The sequence below is a fragment of the Sphingopyxis sp. genome (genome assembly GCF_019459305.1).
Classification (GTDB): Bacteria; Pseudomonadota; Alphaproteobacteria; order Sphingomonadales; family Sphingomonadaceae; genus Sphingopyxis.
Genome location: NZ_JAIBES010000090.1, coordinates 41,459 through 61,651, shown reverse-complemented (window position 1 = coordinate 61,651; position 20,193 = coordinate 41,459). Strand labels below are relative to the sequence as shown.

12 protein-coding genes are annotated in these 20,193 nt (G+C 59.8%); 9 read left to right on the top strand and 3 right to left on the bottom strand.

All coding sequences use genetic code 11. The features are described 5' to 3' along the window. Positions 1-173, top strand: a 173-nt coding sequence (locus K0M74_RS10810) for a transposase (RefSeq protein ID WP_293971759.1), incomplete at its 5' end; no start/stop codon positions are given. Between the two features lie 44 nt (positions 174-217). Here K0M74_RS10810 and K0M74_RS19850 read toward each other — a convergent pair. After that, complete coding sequence (locus K0M74_RS19850) at positions 218-427, bottom strand: helix-turn-helix domain-containing protein (RefSeq protein WP_366932651.1); 210 nt, start codon at positions 425-427, stop codon at positions 218-220. Positions 428-993: 566 nt separating this feature from the next. On the opposite strand from K0M74_RS19850, the gene K0M74_RS10805 reads away from it, so the two are divergent. The 8 genes from K0M74_RS10805 to K0M74_RS10770 are packed head-to-tail and all read left to right on the top strand — an operon-like array spanning position 994 to position 19,067. Continuing rightward, entirely contained in the window at positions 994-6,081 is a 5,088-nt protein-coding gene (locus tag K0M74_RS10805) for a DEAD/DEAH box helicase (protein WP_293971750.1), read from the top strand. Then, positions 6,078-8,876 carry a DEAD/DEAH box helicase gene (locus K0M74_RS10800; RefSeq protein ID WP_293971747.1) on the top strand — a complete coding sequence of 933 codons (2,799 nt, stop codon included), beginning with the start codon at positions 6,078-6,080 and terminating at the stop codon, positions 8,874-8,876. Before K0M74_RS10805 ends, K0M74_RS10800 begins: the two co-directional genes overlap by 4 nt. Further along, positions 8,876-12,913 carry an N-6 DNA methylase gene (locus tag K0M74_RS10795; protein WP_293971744.1) on the top strand — a complete coding sequence of 1,346 codons (4,038 nt, stop codon included), beginning with the start codon at positions 8,876-8,878 and terminating at the stop codon, positions 12,911-12,913. The genes K0M74_RS10800 and K0M74_RS10795 overlap by 1 nt, the downstream gene beginning before the upstream one ends. 18 nt (positions 12,914-12,931) lie before the next feature. Then, positions 12,932-13,447, top strand: a complete 516-nt coding sequence (locus K0M74_RS10790; RefSeq protein ID WP_293971741.1) for a hypothetical protein — start codon at positions 12,932-12,934, stop codon at positions 13,445-13,447. Continuing rightward, positions 13,444-14,238: an HNH endonuclease gene (locus tag K0M74_RS10785; protein WP_293971738.1), complete on the top strand. Its 795-nt coding sequence runs from the start codon at positions 13,444-13,446 to the stop codon at positions 14,236-14,238. The genes K0M74_RS10790 and K0M74_RS10785 overlap by 4 nt, the downstream gene beginning before the upstream one ends. A gap of 50 nt (positions 14,239-14,288) precedes the next feature. Next, entirely contained in the window at positions 14,289-15,809 is a 1,521-nt protein-coding gene (locus tag K0M74_RS10780; protein WP_293971735.1) for a hypothetical protein, read from the top strand. Continuing rightward, the gene (locus K0M74_RS10775) at positions 15,806-18,229 is read left to right on the top strand and encodes a hypothetical protein (protein ID WP_293971732.1); all 2,424 of its coding nucleotides are present in this window, start codon (positions 15,806-15,808) and stop codon (positions 18,227-18,229) included. The genes K0M74_RS10780 and K0M74_RS10775 overlap by 4 nt, the downstream gene beginning before the upstream one ends. Next, positions 18,165-19,067, top strand: a complete 903-nt coding sequence (locus tag K0M74_RS10770) for a DUF429 domain-containing protein (protein WP_293971729.1) — start codon at positions 18,165-18,167, stop codon at positions 19,065-19,067. Before K0M74_RS10775 ends, K0M74_RS10770 begins: the two co-directional genes overlap by 65 nt. 2 nt (positions 19,068-19,069) lie before the next feature. On the opposite strand, the gene K0M74_RS10765 is transcribed toward K0M74_RS10770, so the two are convergent. Next, positions 19,070-19,675, bottom strand: coding sequence for a hypothetical protein (locus tag K0M74_RS10765; protein ID WP_293971726.1), 606 nt, complete (start codon positions 19,673-19,675; stop codon positions 19,070-19,072). Positions 19,676-19,705: 30 nt separating this feature from the next. After that, entirely contained in the window at positions 19,706-20,029 is a 324-nt protein-coding gene (locus K0M74_RS10760; protein WP_293971723.1) for a hypothetical protein, read from the bottom strand. Positions 20,030-20,193: the final 164 nt, after the last annotated feature.

Here is a 20,193-nt window from a genome sequence, read left to right as displayed (position 1 = left end):
CCGACGTCGTCGGCATCTTCCCCAATGAGGCGGCGATTACGCGCCTGGTCGGCGCCATCCTGCTGGAACAGAACGATGAATGGGCAGTCCAGCGTTGCCGCTACATGACCCTTGAGAGCGTCTCGGGATTAAGCGATAATGACATCATCACGTTGCCCGCCATGGCAGCATGATCAACCCGGCTTGGCCGGAGATCGCTAAGGCTACGCCGGCGAACCTACACCATCATATGGGACACGACCGTGGTGAGGTGTTGCGCTTCATAGATTTCCAGCGCAGTAATCGGGTAAAGTATGCGCCCGCCGACCTTAACATACTTTGGTCCCGTTCCGCGGTACCTCCACCGCTGCAGCGTCCCAATATGCACCCGCCACCGTCGAGCGAGCTCCCCCTCGAGTAAAAATTTCAGCTCTTCCGTCCCAGACATCGATCGCCTCCCGAAATATCGAGAGGAGAACTTATGACGCCCGAACCAACATCAGAAGTGTCCTTTTTCTCTTTTTAAATCAACATATTATGCCAATATTTTGACTCACGTCTCCGAGTGGTTTTTCGGTCGCTTAGGAGCGGAATACTGCATAGCGCGCTGTATAGCTATCTGTGTAGAAGCATGGGCGACGGTTTGCTCTCGGAGCCGCGGCCGATTGCCGAGTCGCGGCTGCAAAATCTCGGGGGAGCTGGCCGATTGGTGGTTTAGCAGGCGGGATTTCAATCGTTCTGGCATGCGAATTTCGATCCGCGGAGATTGGCGTCGCGGCGCCAGGTGACTTTTCAATTATAGCTAAGGAGCTCCAATCCGCATGGAAATCAGTTCAATCTCATTCGGCATTGAAGAGCGACATCAAGCGCCCAGCAGGGCAGCATGAGCAGCCCCACATGGCTGCCTCCAATATCGGTAGAGAATTAGCGTCAATATGGTTGAATGCATGCTCAGCCTATTGACGCTGGACGAATATTGCCGCCTTCAAGCGATCGGATAAGAGGGGCGCCAGTATGAATGTTTTCGATCTCGATTCCGAGCTGGTAGCCAAATACGAAGAATTCGCCCGCTCCTTCACAACCATTCGGGCTGACGACGTCCGCGAACAGGTAGACGCGATCTATCGCAGCGGAAAATTCTGGCCCGAGCCTTTGATTGGGGTGAACCCGCACTTCCTGCCCGGACGTCCTCTCTCGCAGCTCGCTACTGACGGGCTGATCGACCCTGACCTGCCGCGCGTATTTGCGTTCGGCGCCGAGCGCGTCCCTATAAATCTGCATAGGCATCAAGACGAGGCTCTGGGTAAGGCTCTGCAAGGCCGCAATTACATTGTCACTACGGGCACTGGCTCGGGCAAATCGCTCTGCTTTTTCGTGCCGTTGATCGACCGCATTTTAAAAGCCCGACGAGCTGGCGAGCCACGTCGTACCCGAGCAATCGTAATTTATCCGATGAACGCGCTCGCAAATTCGCAACGCGAAGAGCTGGAAAAATTCATTGGCGGCTGCGGACTTTCCGATGAGCTAACACCAACATTTGCCCGCTACACCGGTCAAGACCCAGACGCCGAACGAAAGCGCATTGCGGCAGACCCACCCGACATCATCCTGACAAACTTTATGATGCTTGAGCTGCTAATGACACGGCAGGACGGTATCGATCGCGAAGTCGTCGGCAACATGCAAGGGCTGGAGTTTCTCGTGCTCGACGAGCTCCACACCTATCGAGGACGCCAGGGTGCCGATGTTGCGATGCTCGTACGCCGCGTACGCGAGCGCTTGGGCGCAAAAAAGATGCTGTGTATCGGCACGTCCGCGACGATGGCTTCGGGCGACGAAGACGCCGGCCGCAAAGCGGTTGCCGAGGTTGGGACAAAGCTATTTGGCAGCCCTGTACTCAAAGACGATGTCATCACCGAAAGTCTCGATCGATGCACGATCGGCATACCTGGCCCGGGTCTGCGTGCGGCCATCTTGGCGAAGGACGAGGTTCCGCGCACATTTAGCGGCTTTGAAACTGATCCGATCGCCATCTGGATTGAGCTCAACATCGGCCTGATAGGTGATGAGACGCGTCGCCGTCGACCGCCGCGCACCCTGACAGATGCTGCAAGATCACTGGCAGAAGTTACCGAACTCAGTGAGGGACAATGCCGCGAGGCTTTGGCCTCACGTCTTGTCGCGATGAGTGCCTGCATCAATGAGCGTGAACAGTCCTTTATGGCGTTCAAACTCCACCGCTTCCTATCCGGTGCCGGCCATGCTCATGCGACCCTCCATCCGCTCGGAAAGCGTAGAGTGGCGCTCGCAGCCGAGAAGTTCGATCGCGACGATGCCTCTGCACGCCTTTATCCGGTTTTCTTCTGCCGGGAGTGTGGACAGGAAGCGCATTCGGTTTCGATAGACGATGACGGATTGGTGGTAGCCCGCGCCATCGACCAAACCCCACGTGACGATGTTGATGAAGAGGGATGGCAGCACGGCTTCCTCGTCCCGGACATTGACGGCGAACTACCCTTCACTGGCGAACTCGAAGAATATCCGGCCGATTGGCTCGAGGAATCGAAAGCCGGCCCGCGCCTCAAAGCCAGTCACAAGGGCAAACATGAGGGCCGGCTCATGATGCTCGCACCCGACGGTCGACACGACGAAAACGGCACTCGAGCTTGGTTCTTTCCAGGCAAGTACAGGTTCTGCCCGAACTGCCGGCATGAGCCGCCGTCGCAAGCGCGCGATATCAATAAGCTTGCAGGGCTCTCGGCTGAGGGCCGCAGTTCGGCGACAACACTCATCAGTGCAGCCATCCTGGATTGGATGGAACGGGAGCGTATCCCGCCGAAAAAGGAGCGGCGAAAACTTCTCGGCTTCTCCGACAACCGACAAGATGCCGCGCTGCAATCGGGACATTTCAATGATTTCATATTTGTCACCCTGCTCCGCGGGGCAATGCTTCGCGCAGTTCGTGACGCCGGCGAAGAAGGGCTCTCGCACGAACAGTTCGGCGACGCGTTGCGACGTGCGCTGGGATTTGATCCCGAAGACAAGACTCGCCGCGGAGCGTGGATGATTGACGAAAATCCAAAGGGCTTTGCAGCGTTGGATGAGGCAAAGCGGTCGGTAAACCGCGTTCTTGCACATCGCCTTTGGAACGACCTCCGTCGGGGATGGCGCTTTACAAATCCCAATCTCGACCAGCTCGATCTTATCGACGTAAATTATCCTGGAGTGAAGGATCTCGCCGGAGACGACGAAAGCTGCTCCGGAATAGACCAGGAAACGGTGACTGCCGACCAGGGTCGCGGATTTGAAATCCTTGCCGAACTTTCCGGCGCGACACGCGAGAGGATGTTCCTCGACCTATTTGACCGGATGCGCCAAGGTCTTGCTGTCGCGACCGATGCACTTGATCAAGTCGAGCTCGACCAAACTGCCGAGAAGTCACGGCAAGTGCTGAAAGATCCATGGGCGATTGGAAATGAAGAACAAGCGCGCGACCTAAACTACGTCACCACTTTGGTCCTCGGGACGGACGCGGGGAAATACGATCGCGTCGTAAAGGTGTCCGGTCGTAGCAAGCTCGCTCGAGATATCGGGAAGCTCGCCGGAGGTATCGACCTCAAGGACCGCGAACCACTTCTAGAGGCCATGTTGATGGCAGCCAGCCGGCACCAGATCGTGCGGCGATTTCATTCTGGCTGGCGGCTTGCCCCCGGAGCCATCAGGCTGCGCCCCGGCGATGGGAAGCCGGCTAACAAAGACGCGAACCCGTTCTTCTCCGAACTCTATTCGGACGTTGCCGCACGGCTCGGAACGCCTGGATCGTTACCCATGGCCTTTGAAGCTCGCGAGCACACGGCACAGGTCGAAGCCACGCTTCGTGAATTTCGCGAATGCCGGTTCCGGCAAGGGGAGAACGACAAAAAACGAATGCACGAGCTGGCTGCCAATGAAAAAGTTATGGCCGAGCGCCGCGACTTTCTGCCGCTGCTGTACTGCTCGCCCACGATGGAGCTCGGCGTAGACATCTCCCAGCTCAATGTCGTTTACCTACGAAACGCACCCCCGACGCCGGCAAACTATGCCCAACGCGCCGGCCGCGCCGGCCGAAGTGGCCAGGCTGCACTCGTAGTCACCTATTGCGCCGCGCAGAGCCCGCACGACCAATATTATTTCGAGCGAAGAATTGATCTCGTCGCTGGCATTGTCAGAGCGCCCGCTATCGAACTCGAGAACGCAGACCTACTCGCCGCGCATGTTCACGCGGAGTGGCTAGCATCGGCAAAGATAGCCCTTGCCACTTCAATCCCTGACAATCTCGAAATGCAGGTCGAAGGATCGCCGGTAAAGCACGACATTCTGGCGGCATTTGAGCAAGCGAGTTCTGACGCTTCTTCGGAGGCCCGAGCCGTTCGCATTGTCGCCTCTGCGCTCCCCGGAACTGGCTCTGAGCAAATCGGCGATCCCACGGTCTTTGTGCAAGGCTTGTGGCCCAAAGCAGCTGCGTCGTTCGGCAACGCCCTCAATCGCTGGCGCGGTCTCTACGATTCCGCGCACCAAGATTTGGCATTTGCGTCGAAGATTCTCCAAAAGACCGGCCTCGATAAAGCCGAGCGCGCCGCCTATGGCGCCCGAGCCGCTTCGGCCAACAAGCAGATTGGCTTGCTCGAGACAGGAACCTCATCTCAGAGCTCCGATTTTTACGTCTACCGCTATCTGGCGACGGAAGGCTTCTTGCCGGGCTACAACTTCCCGCGGTTGCCGCTCTATGCCTTCATCGACGCCGAAAAGTCGTCGACCGTGCTTCAACGCCCTAGATTTTTGGCGATCTCCGAGTTCGGCCCGAACAGTCTCGTATATCATGAGGGGAAAGCTTACAGGTGCAACCGCGCGAAGCTGCGCTCCGGGTCACGAAACGATGACCAATCGCTGACCACCGACACACTCAAATGTTGTCAAACCTGCGGCGCGGCGCATCGCGAGGACACCCAAGAGCGGTGCTCGGTCTGCGGCGACCTACTCACAGACGAGGGTCGGCTCGCCAAGCTCTACCGTATCGAGAATGTCGACGCGGTACCCGGGGCGCGCATCACTGCCAACGACGAAGACCGCCAACGCCGCGGCTTCGAGCTGCGGACTATTTTCGAATGGGAAGCCGGACGGCGAGAAGAGCTGCTTCTCAAGTCGGGCGAAAGCCCGCTAGCCATGTTGCGCTACGGACCGCAAACCAAGCTATCGCGGGTCAATTTGGGTCTGAGGCGTCGTAAAGAAAAGGCGCAAATTGGCTTTGACATCGACACATTGACTGGCCGGTGGCTCACCAACCCTGACGATGATGAAAAGTTCGGGGAAGATCCGCGATCGCCGCGACGCCAGTCGATTGTACCGGTCGTCGAAGACACCAAAAACGCTTTGCTTGTACAGTTCGACGAGAAACTAGGGCTGTCGACCGCGCAATTGGCTACGCTCCAACATATTCTCATTCGAGCAATCGAGACGGAACACGTTCTGGAAACGGGAGAGCTTCTCGGTGAACCGCTACCGACACGCGATAACCGCAACGCCATTTTGTTCTATGAAGCAACAGAAGGCGGAGCCGGTGTTCTCAAACGTCTCATCGACGATCCGGCCCACTGGCGGCGCCTCGCCGAAGCATCACTCGAGCTAATGCATTACAAATGGGTTGGTGACGAACTACAGGATGGCGATGAGCCATGCGTAGCAGGATGCTATCGCTGCGTGCTGTCATATTACAATCAGCCAGACCATGAGCTGATCGACCGGCGCGACGAGACGGTCCTCGAAGTGCTCCGCCGCCTGAGCAAATGCGAGCGTGACAAACCGGTTCCGTCTGACAGTGGCACTGGACCCGCGGGACCATGGCTCTCGGCACTCGAAAGTTGGGGGGCTCCCAAGCCCTCGACCGTATCCGTGCCTGGCGCGCTCTATTGGAGCAGTCATCTCGTGCTCGCCGTAATTGGAGGCGCGCCTCCCACGCTCGTGAGCCGCTGTGAAAACAATGGCGACCACCTCATCGAACTTCCCGAATCTCCGGGAGCAGAAATGCCGCCTGAGCTCGCGGCGGCCCTTGGAGTGACGCAATGAACGCGCCTGTTTCAACCGATCAATTCCAGACGGGCGATTTGATTACCGCTCGAGGACGCGAATGGATCATTCTCGGCAAGCCCGGCGATGGCTTAGTACGCGTACGCCCGCTCTCGGGCTCGGAAGAGGACGCGGTCGTCATTGCTCCCCGCCTCGAGCACCTTCCCGTACACGTCTCCAGTTTCTCGCCACCGACCGCGGATCAACTCGATACCCAAGATGCTGCCCGCATGCTTGCAGACGCCCTAAGGCTCTCGCTCCGCCGAGGCGCTGGCCCCTTTCGCAGCGCAGCCCATCTCGGCGTTGAACCGCGCGCCTATCAGCTCGTCCCACTCCTTATGGCGATGCGCCTCGATGTGAAGCGCCTGCTTATCGCGGACGATGTCGGCATCGGCAAAACAATCGAAGCGGGTATGATTCTCCGCGAGCTGATCGACCGCGGCGAAGTTGATAGATTTACGGTGTTATGCCCGCCGCACCTTGTTGATCAGTGGGTCAGCGAACTTTCCGAAAAATTCGACATCGATGCAGTTGCAGTGACTTCGGCACGCGTTCGCTCGCTCGAACGCGGCTTGCCGCTTGGCGACACGGTATTCGGCGTCCATCCCTATACGGTTGTCAGCCTCGACTATATCAAGGCCGATAGTCGGCGCGAGAGCTTCGCTCAGGCCTGTCCTGACTTCGTTATTGTTGACGAAGCGCATAGCTGTGTGGGAGGGGGCGAACGAGGCACGCATCAACGATATGCCCTCCTCGAGCGTCTCGCCGAAAAGGCCGAGCGCCATTTGCTCCTCCTCACTGCCACGCCGCATAGTGGTAACCAGGACGCCTACGAGCGCCTGCTTGCCCTTCTACATATCGACCTGAGGTCGGGCCCGGACACGCCTGACACTAACGCCTTAGAGCGCTATCGTCGTCGTCTCGCCCAACATTTCGTGCAGCGTCGTAGACCTGATATCGCAGGTCAATGGGGCGAGGATCGAGCGTTTGCGAAACCGATGAAAGCCGACATCCCCTACACTTTGTCCGGCGACTTCCTGAACCTTCAGGAGGATGTACTCGAATATTGCCTCGGCGTCGCGTCCCGCGCCGATGGCGAGAAGGCACGACGGCTGGCCTTTTGGGGCACGCTCGCGCTGATGCGCTGCGTCGGCTCGTCGCCTGCGGCGGCGCTTAGCGCCCTGCGTAATCGCCTCAGCGGCATGGCGGAGGCAGAAACTCTCGCGCCCATGCTGCTCGACAGCGACGAAGGCGAATTCGTCAACACCGATGTCGAACCCGCAACCGCTCCAGAACGCGAAGAGACGACCGAGCTTCGCAAGCTGATTGACCAAGCTGCCGTTTTGGTCGCCAGGTTCGAAGAAGATCCCAAACTCCGAGAGCTGATCCGCCAGCTTAAAGGGCTCATCGACAAGAATGGCGCACGGCCAGTCGTTTTCTGCCGCTTCATCAGCACCGCTGAGGCGGTTGGCGAGGCGCTCCGAAAGCAGTTCAAAAAACACCATGTCGAGGTCGTCACCGGCCGCCTGACACCGGAAGAGCGACGCGTCCGAGTTGACGCAATGGGTGATCACGCCGATCGCATACTCGTTGCTACGGACTGTCTGTCCGAAGGCATAAATCTGCAGTCGCTCTTTAATGCGGTCGTGCACTACGACCTTAATTGGAACCCGACGCGCCATCAGCAGCGAGACGGCCGGGTCGATCGCTTCGGCCAGCATGCGGCTGAGGTCTGGTCACTCATGATGTTTGGATCGAACTCGATCATCGACGGAGCCGTCATCCGCGTCATTACCGAGAAGATGAAGCGGATTCAGAAGGAGACGGGCGTGACGGTCCCGGTTCCCGAAGATTCCGCAAGCGTAACGAACGCGCTTATGCAGGCCATGCTGCTCCGTTCGAGTACACCAAGGGCACAAGGCTTCTTTGATTTCGGCGATGCCGAGGAGCGCCTCGAGGTCGAATGGCGAAATGCGGAAGAGGATGCACGCAAGAGCCAGACCAGATACGCGCAGACTGCCCTGAAGCCCGATGAGGTGCTTCCCGAATGGCATCGCATGCGCGAGCTTCTCGGCACGCCCGACGAGATTGAGCGATTCACGCGTCGGGCGCTAGCACGCATCGATACGCCACTGGGGCAGCAGGGGGCCAACTGGCGGATGCGTTACGAAGACCTCCCGCAACAACTCGGCGAACGATTAGGCGCGCGCGGACTATCCGGCACGAAAGTTATCGGCTTCACGGACTCGCTACAGCCCAATGTCGCGCATGTGGGGAGAACACATCCCCTCGTCTCAACGCTTGCGGAGGCAATGACAGAGGGCGCGCTTGATCCAGCGGCAGCGGAAGGCAAAACTGCGCTCGGTCGAGCAGGAGCATGGCGCACCACCGCAGTCGATCGCCTCACGACGGTTTTGCTGATCCGTCTCCGCTTCAAGCTTGTCACGAGCGGTCGGCGAACATTGCTGGCGGAAGAAGCAACCGCCCTCGCCTTCATACCCGGATCAAGCGACGTTGTTTCAAGCGGGCCAGAAGCCCTGGCTCTTCTCGAACCGGCTGCCGCGTCGAATATCGAACCGATGGCGATCGCCCGGCAAGTCGAGCAGGCGCAGGGGCGCCTATCAGATTACGAAGGTGCAATTTCGTCATATGCCGCGTCCCGTGCCGCCCAATTGTCTGAAGACCACGACCGCGTGAAAGCTGCAACGAGAGGCGAAGGCGTCACCACGCAAGTGGAGCCAGTTCTTCCGGCCGATATAGTGGGACTATATGTGCTCGTTCCGGAGGCAAACTGATGGCCGGCCGGACAACACGCGCCGCCGAACTTGGGTTGGTCGCCGTCACTATCGAAGGCGGCCTGATCGCCCCCGAACAGGTACAAAAAATCGCGTCGGCGGAGCGAAACGCCAAATTGGCCGCGAGCTATGAAAGCCCTAAGGGAACCAACCTCGGCGACGAGATCGCTCGATACTTCCGCATCGGGCAGGCGCTCTGGAAGGACTATTCGGCGATATCGTCGCCGACCATCACGCGCACCGCAGAATTTGCTCACGATCTTTTGACGCAATGCTTCGGCTTCGACGACCTCGTCGGCCCGGTCGACCACGAACAGGGAAATCGCCGGTATCGCATTGCGCGCGAAGCAAGGCAGGGCCGGGTGCCCATCGTGGTCGCGCCATCTGCCGACGATCGCGACGCGTTCAATGTCGCCCTCCCCGAGTTCGGCGACGGCGCGGCCGGAAGCCGCCTCCGACGCAGCCCAGCATCGCTTCTACAGGACTGGCTGAACGCGAATCCCTCCTACTATTGGGGCCTCGTGTTCGCCGGCGACCGCGTCCGGCTGATGCGCGACAATGACAGCCTCACCCGTCCGGCGTGGATCGAGGCAGATCTGGGCGCGATGTTTCGCGACGAGATGTTTGCCGATTTCACGATCTGGTGGCTGCTGACGCACGCCACCCGCTTCGGCGCGGCGCATGCGCCGGCATCGGACTGCGCGCTCGAGGAATGGCGCGCAGAAGGTTTGAAGCAAGGAACAGCCGCGCGCGAGATGTTGCGCGGGGGCGTCGAAACTGCGCTCGCCAAACTCGGCCAAGGGGTAATCGAGGCCAATCCAGAACTGCGCGATCGATTGCAGGATCAAGGCGCTTTGACAGGTCTATTCGAAGAGCTGCTTCGGACCGTCTATCGCCTGATTTTTCTTGCCGTTGCCGAAGATCGCGACCTGTTGCATCCGCGCCGCACGGGGCAGGACGCCCGCGCACTTTACGCGAGCAGCTATTCGTTCAGCTTCTGGCGCAAACGATCGCGGCGCCGCGCCGCGCGCGACAATCATCATGACGCGTGGGAGGCGATGAAAATCACATTCGCCGCGCTCGATCGAGGAGAAGAGCTGCTGGGCCTCCCCGCGCTCGGCGGCTTGTTCGCAAGCGGTGCGACGCCGACGCTGAATGCCGCAGGGATACCGAACCGCCGCTTTCTGGAGGCGATGTTCAACCTCGGCTTCCTGATCAAGGACAAGGTTACCCACCGGATCAATTGGCGCGACCTGAAAACCGAAGAGCTGGGCAGCGTTTACGAAAGCCTGCTGGAAATCCGGCCGCGGCTCACACCATCGGGGCAGTTCGAACTCGACACGGGCGCCAAGGGGAACGCGCGCAAAACCAGCGGCAGCTATTACACACCCGACACCCTCGTTGAAACGCTGCTCGATTCCGCGCTCGACCCGGTCCTCGATCAGGCCGATGCGAGCGCCGATACCGCGGACGGCAAGGTCGCCGCTATCCTGAAGCTCAGAGTCATCGACCCGGCCTGCGGGTCGGGGCATTTCTTGCTCGGCGCGGCGCGGCGCATGGCCGACCGCGTGGCCAGGCTGCGCGACGAAGACGCGGGCAAGGCCGAGACACAAGCCGCGCTGCGCGATGTCGTCAGCCGCTGTATCCACGGGGTCGACCGCAACCCGATGGCGGTCGAGCTCGCCAAGGTCGCGCTGTGGATCGAAAGCGTTTCCCCGGGACAACCGCTCGGTTTTCTCGACGCCAACATCCGCTGCGGCGACGCGCTGCTGGGCGTGTTCAGCCTCGACGCGCTCGAGGAGGGCGTTCCCGACGCGGCCTACAAGCCGCTCACCGGCGACGACAAGACGGCGGCCAAATATTATCTGCAACAGAACAAAGCCGCGAAAAAGGGCCAGGGCCAGTTCGACTGGGCCGGCGGCACCGGCGCGATGCCGCCACGAAAGCTGGCCGCCAACCTGTCCTCCATCCGCCGCATGCCTGAGGATACGGTGGGACAGGTCGAGAAGAAGCGCGAAGCATTCGAGGCATGGCGCCGCGATCCCGCGCGTTACGCCACCCGCGTCGCCTGCGATCTCTTCGTTGCCGCCTTCCTGCTGCCCAAGACCGAGGTGCCGCTCAACCACGGGCGTAACATGGTGCCGACCACCGCGGAGGTTCGTGCGAAGCTCGGCGGCCGGCAGGTCTATGGCCCGATGGAAGGCGCCGCAATCGACGTGGCCGGGGCGGCGCGCGTGCTCCACTGGCCGCTCGCCTTTCCCGACGTGATGATCGAACGTGGCGGCTTCGACGTGGTGCTGGGCAATCCGCCGTGGGAGGTGGTACAGCTCGGCGAGGAGGAATATTTCGAGAGCCGAGCGCCCGAGATTGCCGAAATGAAGGGCGAGACCCGCAAGCGCGCCATCGCCGCGCTGGAAACCGAGCGTCCGGAACTATTCGCGGAGTTCGCGCGTGACAAGCGCCAGTTCGAGGCGATGAACGATTTCGCGCGCGCTAGCGGTCGCTTCGATCTGACCGCGCGTGGCAAGGTGAACACCTATGGCCTGTTCGCCGAGCATTTCCTTAACCTGACGCGCGAGCGGGGCCGCGCGGGGATCATCGTGCCGACCGGCATCGCCACCGACGCGACCACCGCACCGTTTTTTGGCCACTTGGTGAGCGAGGCGCGGCTGGCGCGGCTGTTCGATTTCGAGAACCGCGAGAAGCTATTCCCGGCAGTCGATAGCCGCATGAAGTTCTGCCTGCTCACGATCGGCAGCGACGTGCGCGAGGCAGGGTTTGCCTTCTTCCTCACCGATCCCGCGCAGCTTGAGGACGATCGCCGCCGCTTCACCCTATCGCCGCACGAGATCGCACGGATCAACCCCAATACGAAGACCGCCCCCGTCTTCCGCACGCGCGAGGACGCCCGGCTGACCGCCGTGCTTTACGACCGCGTGCCGGTGCTGATCGACGAGACGAAAGGCGGGGCGGGCAATCCATGGGGCGTCGATTTCCGCCAGGGCCTGTTCAACATGACGAGCGACAGCGGCCTGTTCCGCACCGCCGTGCAGCTCGCCACCGACGGCTGGGTGCGCAATGGGGCCGACTGGGTCCGCCCCGGCGCGGCGCAGCCGCGTGCGCCGGGGCTGACGCTGACCGGCGGTCGCGACGCGAACAATCTCGACCTCTCGACCGGCAGCAACGCGCCGCCCAAGGCGCGCTACGTGCCGCTCTACGAAGCCAAGATGGTCCACCAGTTCGATCATCGTTTCGGCGACTACGGGTCGCGCGGGGACGATCGAGGCTATCGCGTCATGCCAGAGACGCCAATCGAACGGTATCAGGACCCTACCTTTGAGCCGGAGCCATTCTATTGGGCACCGGAGCGCGATGCAGATGAACGTCTCGGCCGCTTTTCGAATCGGGGATGGTTGTTGACCTTCAAGGACGTCACCGCCCCGACTAACGAGCGGACAGTGATCATGTCCGCGATCCCGAGGGTGGCCGTCGGACACACGTCGCCGCTGATGTTCAGTGACCAGTCAGCGCCGCGTCAAGCGGCGCTGCTCGCCAACCTTAACTCACTCGCGCTCGATAACATGGCGCGCTCCAAGGTCGCAGGCCTCCATCTCACTTACGGTTACCTCAAGCAATTCCCTATCCTCCCCCCCACGGCCTACACCGCAGCCGACCTCGCCTTCATCGTCCCGCGCGTGCTGGAGCTGACCTATACCAGCCACGCCATGGCTCCGTTCGCGCGCGATTTGGGCTATGATGGCGCGCCCTTCGCCTGGGACGATGACGCCCGCGCGCAGCTGCGCGCCGAGCTCGATGCCTGGTATGCGCTCGCCTATGGCCTGACCCGTGACGAGCTGCGTTACGTGCTCGATCCCAAGGACGTGATGGGTGCCGACTACCCGTCCGAAACCTTCCGCGTCCTTCAAAAGAACGAGATCGCCAAATTTGGCGAATACCGTACCCGCCGCCTCGTCCTCGCAGCCTATGACGCGATGATCTCCGACGGACACCGGCCTCGCGTCGAAGGTTATCGTTAATCACTACTGGGGGCAGAAATGTCGCAGCGCCTGAAAATTTCTCTGAAGCCAAAACCCGCGCTGACCATGCGGCGGGTTGCGCTGGATCATGAGAGGCTCGTTTACGTGATCTGCGCTGACCGAAAGCTTCGCTACCCCAATGGTTACTCGCAAATCGCCTATATCGGCACGACACGAAACGGCATTTCGCGGGTGGCGGAAAGCGCCGCATACAGGTCTTGGGACGTATTATGGTCGCATGGCGTGCAATCGCTCGACGTCCGCATCGTCACCTGTAGACCCCGCCAGGGCTTTAAATCGTGGGTGAAGCTCGAACGCGCATTGATCCTAGCCTTTCGCCAGAAGTTCGGCAAACCGCCGATGTGCAATATTCAAGGGCGAGCGATGAAGCTCGGCGACGAATTCGATCGCTTTGCGCTGGGGCGGCTCAACCGCATTATCGAAACCCTTTCCGAAGCGGGTGCCCGCGGCGAACGCGAGCCGATCACCGACACGCTCGATGAGGCGACTGAGGATGAGGAGGAGCTGGTTTGACGATAACCCCCGACCTGCGGCTACGCTCCCCCCATCCTCTCTATCGGCTCGAACTGGAACAGGCAGCATTCAACCACGGGTTCCGGCGGCCGAACGGAGATGCCGACGGGTGGCTCTGGTTCCGGTCCGACGAGGGTATTCCGGGAGAGCTGGCGCTAGCATCCGGGTCGGGCGACGACGGCGGCCCGTGGTTCCTCGCGGTCGAGCATGCCGGCGTCGCCCGCTCGCTAGAGCTGGAATTTCCCGGAGCGAAGTTTGGCCCTATACCTTCCGCATTCACCGGTGCATTCGCGTTTGAGGAACAAGTCCAGATGCGGATCGCACTGAGCCGCGCCTTCCATTTGGCCCGTAGCCTTCCATCTTTCCCATTATCCCAGTTCGAGGATAAAATACGCAGCTTAGGCGACACCGAGATCGATCGAATAGTTCGGCAACGCATTGGCCAAGACGTCTTTCGCCGCGCTCTTCTCGACTATTGGGGGCGTTGCCCACTGACCGACGTTACCGAACCTGCCCTGCTGCGCGCCAGTCACATCGTTGCATGGTCCGATTGCGAGAGCGATGCCGAGAGGTTGGACGTGTTCAACGGGTTGTTGCTCTCGGCGCACTGGGATGCAGCCTTCGATGCCGGCCTCATAAGCTTTTCAGACGACGGCGGTGCTCTGCTCGGTCCACGTATGGATTCAGCCGCTTTGGCGATTCTAAGACCGAGCGAAACACCTCGAGTTCCCTTCGAACAGGGTCATCGCACTCAGCTACGTAAACACCGAACGAAGCATGGGTTTGAGTAGCTAGCCTTCGTTCCCTCATCGGTATCAATATACTCGTGGAGACAAATGGTATGAACTTTCTGCCCGTCTGGACCGAAAGAGCGGAAAAGCGGGGCCTCGATCCACTGGGCATGCAGAACAGTGGCGTGCAGCTTTATCAATCGCTCCTGCCCGGCGTGAGCAACGTCACGTTACGGGTCCGCTACTACGGCCTTTATTGCTGGGCGAGCGAAGCCTTCGCACGCCACCGCCATACGACCGATCAGGAAAAATGGGTCGAATGGATCCGCCGTCTCGAGGCGCTATATGCTTTGATCGCCGAACATCAGGGCGGAGAAAGCGGCGTTGCCGGCGTCCAATGGTCGACAGAGATTCTAGCCGCGGGTGCCGACCCAATAGATTTCGAAGAAGGCGCTTCTACGAACACCGAGGCCCGGCGCTATTTGAAACAGCGGGTCGGCGTCTTCGGACAAGCCTATCTTTCGCAAATGGATGAACTGCAACTGTTCGACACCGTAAGTGCCCAAAACCATATGCTTCCATTGCGCACGGTCGAAGCGGGACTCCCCCTCGCACGCGCCTTTGCCGTCGCGATCGGCTCCAACGTCGAAGCTCTCCTAATCAGATGCCTCGACACTCCCGTGGTAACACGCGCCGAACTCGAGCAGCTAGCTCTCGCCCTGCCTGCCCGCATTTCGGTCGGGGTGGAGCGCGATCACTACGAAAATCTGCTGTTCGCACAGTCCGCGGAACCGCGCGTCTCAGACGCCAGCCGGCGAGACACGCTGCTGCTAGTCCTACATGTGTCGAAATTGCTCGGACGCCGGCCGAGGTCGGACGATGTTCGTCAGCATCTGTTTGAAGGCGTCGGCAAGTTGCCCACCAGCCTTGAGCCGCAGCGGCTCCGCTGGGAGGCATATCAAGTTCAAGATATGTGGCAAATGGCGGCCGCAGCCCTATTGAGCTGGGCGATCGATATGACGAATGATTTCGTCGACGGCAGATCCATCACTGAGATCCATTTCGAGGTCGCAGGCCGGATCCGTGGACATTGGCCTGACCGAATGAGCCTGGACTGGAACGGCTTGGTTGCGAGCAGCGCAATGGAAGATACGGAGCTCGAGGAGAATGTTCGAACCATCGGCGGCAAGCGAGAAAGTCGCGATGCCAAAGCCGTCATCGCCATCGAAGTGATGGCCGCGCTCGCCAAGCGATTGAACACCAGGCCGGATCTCCAGGCCGAGGTTGACCGGTCCTTCGGCCTGCAAAGTGGAGGCAGGTCCATTCGAACAGAAGCGCTATGGCTTGCGCGCCAGAACGAAGGCGACCTAGCCACGGTTTTGGCCAACTACGTCACTCAGCGCGTGGTAAGCCGCCACAATCAGATCGCGATGCAGAAGCTCCGCCGTCAGGGCGACTACACCTTCTTGTTCGAAGCACGCGATGGGCGGCTGGTCTATCGAGCCCAATATGATCCAGTTCCGACTACCCCTCGGCTGGATCCAGCGATCCAATTTCTCGTCGATATCGATCTCATCGGCGAAAAAGGCCTCACCGATCGCGGTCGCGGTTTGCTTGAGGCCTTCCAATGAAGTTTGCCGAGCAGATCGCCAAACGGCATCAGGTCAAGCAGGGATACCATAGCGCATTCGTCACGAGCTTCTCGATAGAGTTCAACGGATTTGAAGAACTGGTGCTTCCGCAGCTCGCAGCTGCCGGCTCAACCAACATCATGCTGATTGCCGACGAGCGGATGTCGGCGATCGCCCTTGCCGACGGCACGGCTCTACCTCAGCAGCTGGGGCGCAATTATGTGCTGCATGGCCCCGCGCATACTTCTGGCGTTTTTCACCCGAAGATCCTGCTTCAACTCAGTCGCGATGGGGCGCGCGCATTCGTAGGATCGGCGAATGCAACGGCAGCTGGCATTGGTGGCAATCTCGAACTGGTGACGGAGTTACAGTGCACCGCTAGCCCGTCTCCGGAACAATCGCTTATCGCTTCAATTTGGGATTATGTCCGAGAGGTCAGCGCGGGCGCCGCAGGCGCCGCGCACGACGCGTTAGTATGGGCGGATCAAAAATCGCCCTGGCTTCATACCGCAGCGCGAGAGACCCTTGTCGAGCTGGACGATGGCTCGCTCTTAGGATTCTTTGCCAATCCAGGTCCCAGCGGAATTGCCGAACGCTATGCCACGCAAATCCAGTCTCCGGTCGAGCGGCTCATCGTGTTAAGCCCCTACTGGGACGACCTGAGTGCATTGAGAATGCTTCAGAGCGCAATGGGATCGCCAGAATCAACGATCCTTATAGACCGTGACACGCACGAGTTTCCGCTGGAGCAAGAGCTCACGCCGGCCACGAAGCTAGTCGATGTTACGGACTTCCAGGCCCGGCGGTTCAAACATGCCAAGCTCATCATCGCGCAAACGGCCGACTTCGACCACGTCTTGACGGGCAGCGCAAACTGCACCGGCGCCGCGCTCGGGGGCAACGGCTTCGCCGGGCACAATGCCGAGGCCTCCGTGTATCGACGCGTAACCAGGAACATCGCGCTCGAGAGCCTCGGCCTCGAAAAGGTGATTGGCGAGACTCCAATCTCTGCCGACCAACTAGCTCCACCCACGCGCAATTCTCCAATACCGCTTACCGCTGCACGAGAAAAAATGCCCGGCCGATTTGAAGCGGAGCGCGGAGAGTTAGTTTGGACTCCTAGTCGCGCGGGGTGGGGAGGCCGCCTCATCTTGCTCGATCTGAACGGCGAGCAGGTCGGCGAAGTCGCTATCAGCGCTATGGTGCCCGATGGTGTTCGGCGTCGCATTCATATCGAAGACCTCAACAGGGTGTATTTTGTCCGAGTAGATGATGCACTGGCAGGCTCATCGCCGGCCCCGCTCATTCATCGCGACCTCCTCCGGAAGCTGAGACGCGAGGTGGCCAGTAAGACGGTGCGGGAGGCCACAGACAAATTCAATAGCTATGACGAAATTGACCTCTTGCTCCTCCAAGCCTTCGATGAGCTCGATAGAGCAGATGGTGTCGAGCGAGAGCTTAGGCAGCGCCGGCCGGCGAATAATGACCAAACGGCACCCGCCGCAGAAGCCCCTCCTCGCGAGCTGAGCTACGAGGAGTTTGTCAAGACGAAGCCCGAAGCGCGTAATCCTCTTGGGGGCGAAAGCAGCACGCAGGCCACGAACATTGACCCCGTCCGTGCGCTCCTCAATCGACTATCAGGGGGCGACTGGGGTCAATCGGAGATCGATCCAAATGAGCTGTCACAGCCGCCCGAAGGAACAGACGGGGAAAACGAGAATAGCGATCCATCGCGTGGCGCGCCCGGTAAAAGCAAAGGCGAGAACAGTAGTGGTCGCGATGCGCCAGAACGTGAACAACGGCCTCCCATCGATCGGGCGGCGTTTCTACGCGCGCGGCAGTCGTACATAAAATCTCTAAGCCGAGAAGATGCGCCTGGTCGGTTCAGCAACAATGACGTTTTGCGCCTAAGGTTCTGGCTCCTGCTAATTCTGCATGCCGCATGGCGGCCGGACTTTCGGGGCGGCCTTCCTTGTGGGGGCGACGAAGAAGATTGGCCGCGGCACATCATACGCGTGCTGTCGGCATTTTTCTTCGGGGCCCGCGCGCCAATCAGACATCTTTCGGTCAATGCCGAGGATCGCGACATGCCCGTCGACTTCCTCGAAGCATGGGCTACGTCACTTTGGGCGCTGGGGTTTGTCGAGAAGACGCTGCAGAGTAAGAAGTCGCTCTCCGATCTCGCAAAATCGATACCGAAACTCCGGGCTGCAATCATCACCGGCATCTCGCTGACTCAAGCGGAGCTCGACAGCACGACAATGCGTGGCGTCAAGGACAGGCTCGACGAGGGAATTGGAGCCCGACTGAGCTCCGCGTTTCCAGCACTCTTGCCACGCGAAGGATCGTGGAGGGTTGCCGCTCGAAGCGCCAGCAGCGGAATACAGCCGCAACTTGGGCAAGGTATGCACAGCCAATGACGAAAATGGACTTCCCTTCAGAGCCAAAAACATGACGCGCAGGCCGCGCGCCGTTTTGGGCATCGATGCAGCGTGGACGCTGACGCAACCAAGTGGCGTGGCGCTTGCAGTCGAAATGAATGCCGGTTGGCGGATGGTCGCAGCCGAGCCGTCGTACGACCACTTCCTGGCGCAAGCGGACCACTCGATCAGCTTGGACACGAGACCGAGCGGAAGTGCGCCCGATGCAGCGCAGCTGGTTCGTGCGGCAGAGGATTTCACGGGGGCCCGTGTCGTGCTCGTCGCAATCGATATGCCTCTGTCGAGAACTGCGATCGTATCTCGGCGGACGGCAGACAATGAAGTTTCCCGTGCCTATGGCGCACGGAAATGTAGCACGCATACCCCGAGCACCACCCGGCCGGGCGCCATAAGCGACAATCTGCGCGAGGGGTTTGAGGCGGCCGGCTTCCCCCTCCGAACGACCGTGATAGAAGAACCAGGCCTGATCGAGGTCTATCCGCACCCCGCTTTGGTGGAGCTCACCGAGGCCAGCGAACGACTCCCTTACAAGCTGGCCAAGACCCGAACTTATTGGAAGAATCTCAACCCGATCGATCGAAAGAAGCAGCTGATCGCAATGTGGGCGAAGATTGCCAATGCCTTGGACGAACCTGTGCCGGGTTCCGCACATCAACTAGCTCGAGTCCATCCCTCATCTGCCGGCTTCGAATTAAAGGCAACCGAGGACTGCCTCGATGCGATGGTTTGTGCCTGGGTAGCGATCGAGGCGCTGCGCGGACAATGCAAACCTTTTGGCGATGAAGAAGCGGCAATATGGATTCCGTTGAGAAATTGACGTCACGACCAGAATTGCCACCAAGGCTTTCGGAAGGAGTTAAACACCAGCATCTGACGTTCCTTCGGAATCTTCGCATACTGTTCCCGAAGGTACACGGGCCAATATGCAGCGGTGACGGGCTTGCCATGTTTGTAGCGCTTGCGAATGCTCTCTGCGAGCCTCCACGCCTCGACCGCCAAGAGGATGTTCAGGATACGAGCTTCTTCCTGCACGTCGTCGGCATCATTGAATTGGAATGCGCCATCTAGGCGCGTTTCGAAGGCCGCGCGCGTATCCTTCAATTGGATGATATCGGCAGCGACCTTCAAATTCAGGTCGTTCCACCTCTCATGCTGCTCGGGAAATTCCGGCAGGTTCGCGATGTGGATCAAATAGCCTTCTTCACCGTCGTTGACATGCTCGGAAATAACGCTGGCAGCAGACGTTGATGAATTCGCGAACTTTTCAAGAATGCCCGCAACCTTCAAGGCAAGAAGCGTCGTCTCCCTATCAAGCTTACGATCCGCCTTTCGATCAGACAGATGCTGCTTGAGCCACATTCCTCCCGCGCCGACGCCACCCGAAAGCAGGATCGTCGCCGCAGTGGTCATCAAATCGTCTGCCATACTACCCCTCTGCCTTGCGCTGGCTTATATTTATGAAGCGACGCTAGCCGCCAATTCGCGGTAAAAGTCCGCGGGTACTCCGAAGGAGCCTCCCTGCTCGGCAATGGCCGCGAGGATGTGAAAGCAATCAAGCGACTCTTTCATCAACACGTTCATGCAACTCACATAAATGGCCTGAACCTTGCGGGAATCGCCACTTGGGAGACTGATTGCGCCATTCAATTCGCCAGCCTTGATCCACAGCGCTAATATGACGCCAAGCTGATAACGTCGGTGCTGCTCTGGCGAGCCTTTCAGATGATACAGCGCAAATTCCTCCACGGCGTTGAATCGGCCAACCATGGCGGCAGGCATGCGCTTCCGCAACGTTATTGCTGGTGGATCAAACCATCCCATGGTCCCTCGCTTGCCCTCCTCCCCCGCTTGATGACGAATGCCTTCTGCGCTTCCGAAACTTCGATGCCTTCCTGCCGTAACTCCTCGCCCAGCCAAGGATATCTACGGCGGACAACTCTAAC

What these genes read in the sequence shown, in the direction of transcription:
- K0M74_RS10780 (WP_293971735.1), top strand. Translation starts at nt 14,289, where the DNA reads ATGAACTTTCTGCCCGTCTGGACCGAAAGAGCGGAAAAGCGGGGCCTC.
- K0M74_RS10805 (WP_293971750.1), top strand. Translation starts at nt 994, where the DNA reads ATGAATGTTTTCGATCTCGATTCCGAGCTGGTAGCCAAATACGAAGAA.
- K0M74_RS10800 (WP_293971747.1), top strand. Translation starts at nt 6,078, where the DNA reads ATGAACGCGCCTGTTTCAACCGATCAATTCCAGACGGGCGATTTGATT.
- K0M74_RS10760 (WP_293971723.1), bottom strand. Translation starts at nt 20,029, where the DNA reads ATGCCTGCCGCCATGGTTGGCCGATTCAACGCCGTGGAGGAATTTGCG.
- K0M74_RS19850 (WP_366932651.1), bottom strand. Translation starts at nt 427, where the DNA reads ATGTCTGGGACGGAAGAGCTGAAATTTTTACTCGAGGGGGAGCTCGCT.
- K0M74_RS10775 (WP_293971732.1), top strand. Translation starts at nt 15,806, where the DNA reads ATGAAGTTTGCCGAGCAGATCGCCAAACGGCATCAGGTCAAGCAGGGA.
- K0M74_RS10795 (WP_293971744.1), top strand. Translation starts at nt 8,876, where the DNA reads ATGGCCGGCCGGACAACACGCGCCGCCGAACTTGGGTTGGTCGCCGTC.
- K0M74_RS10765 (WP_293971726.1), bottom strand. Translation starts at nt 19,675, where the DNA reads ATGGCAGACGATTTGATGACCACTGCGGCGACGATCCTGCTTTCGGGT.
- K0M74_RS10790 (WP_293971741.1), top strand. Translation starts at nt 12,932, where the DNA reads ATGTCGCAGCGCCTGAAAATTTCTCTGAAGCCAAAACCCGCGCTGACC.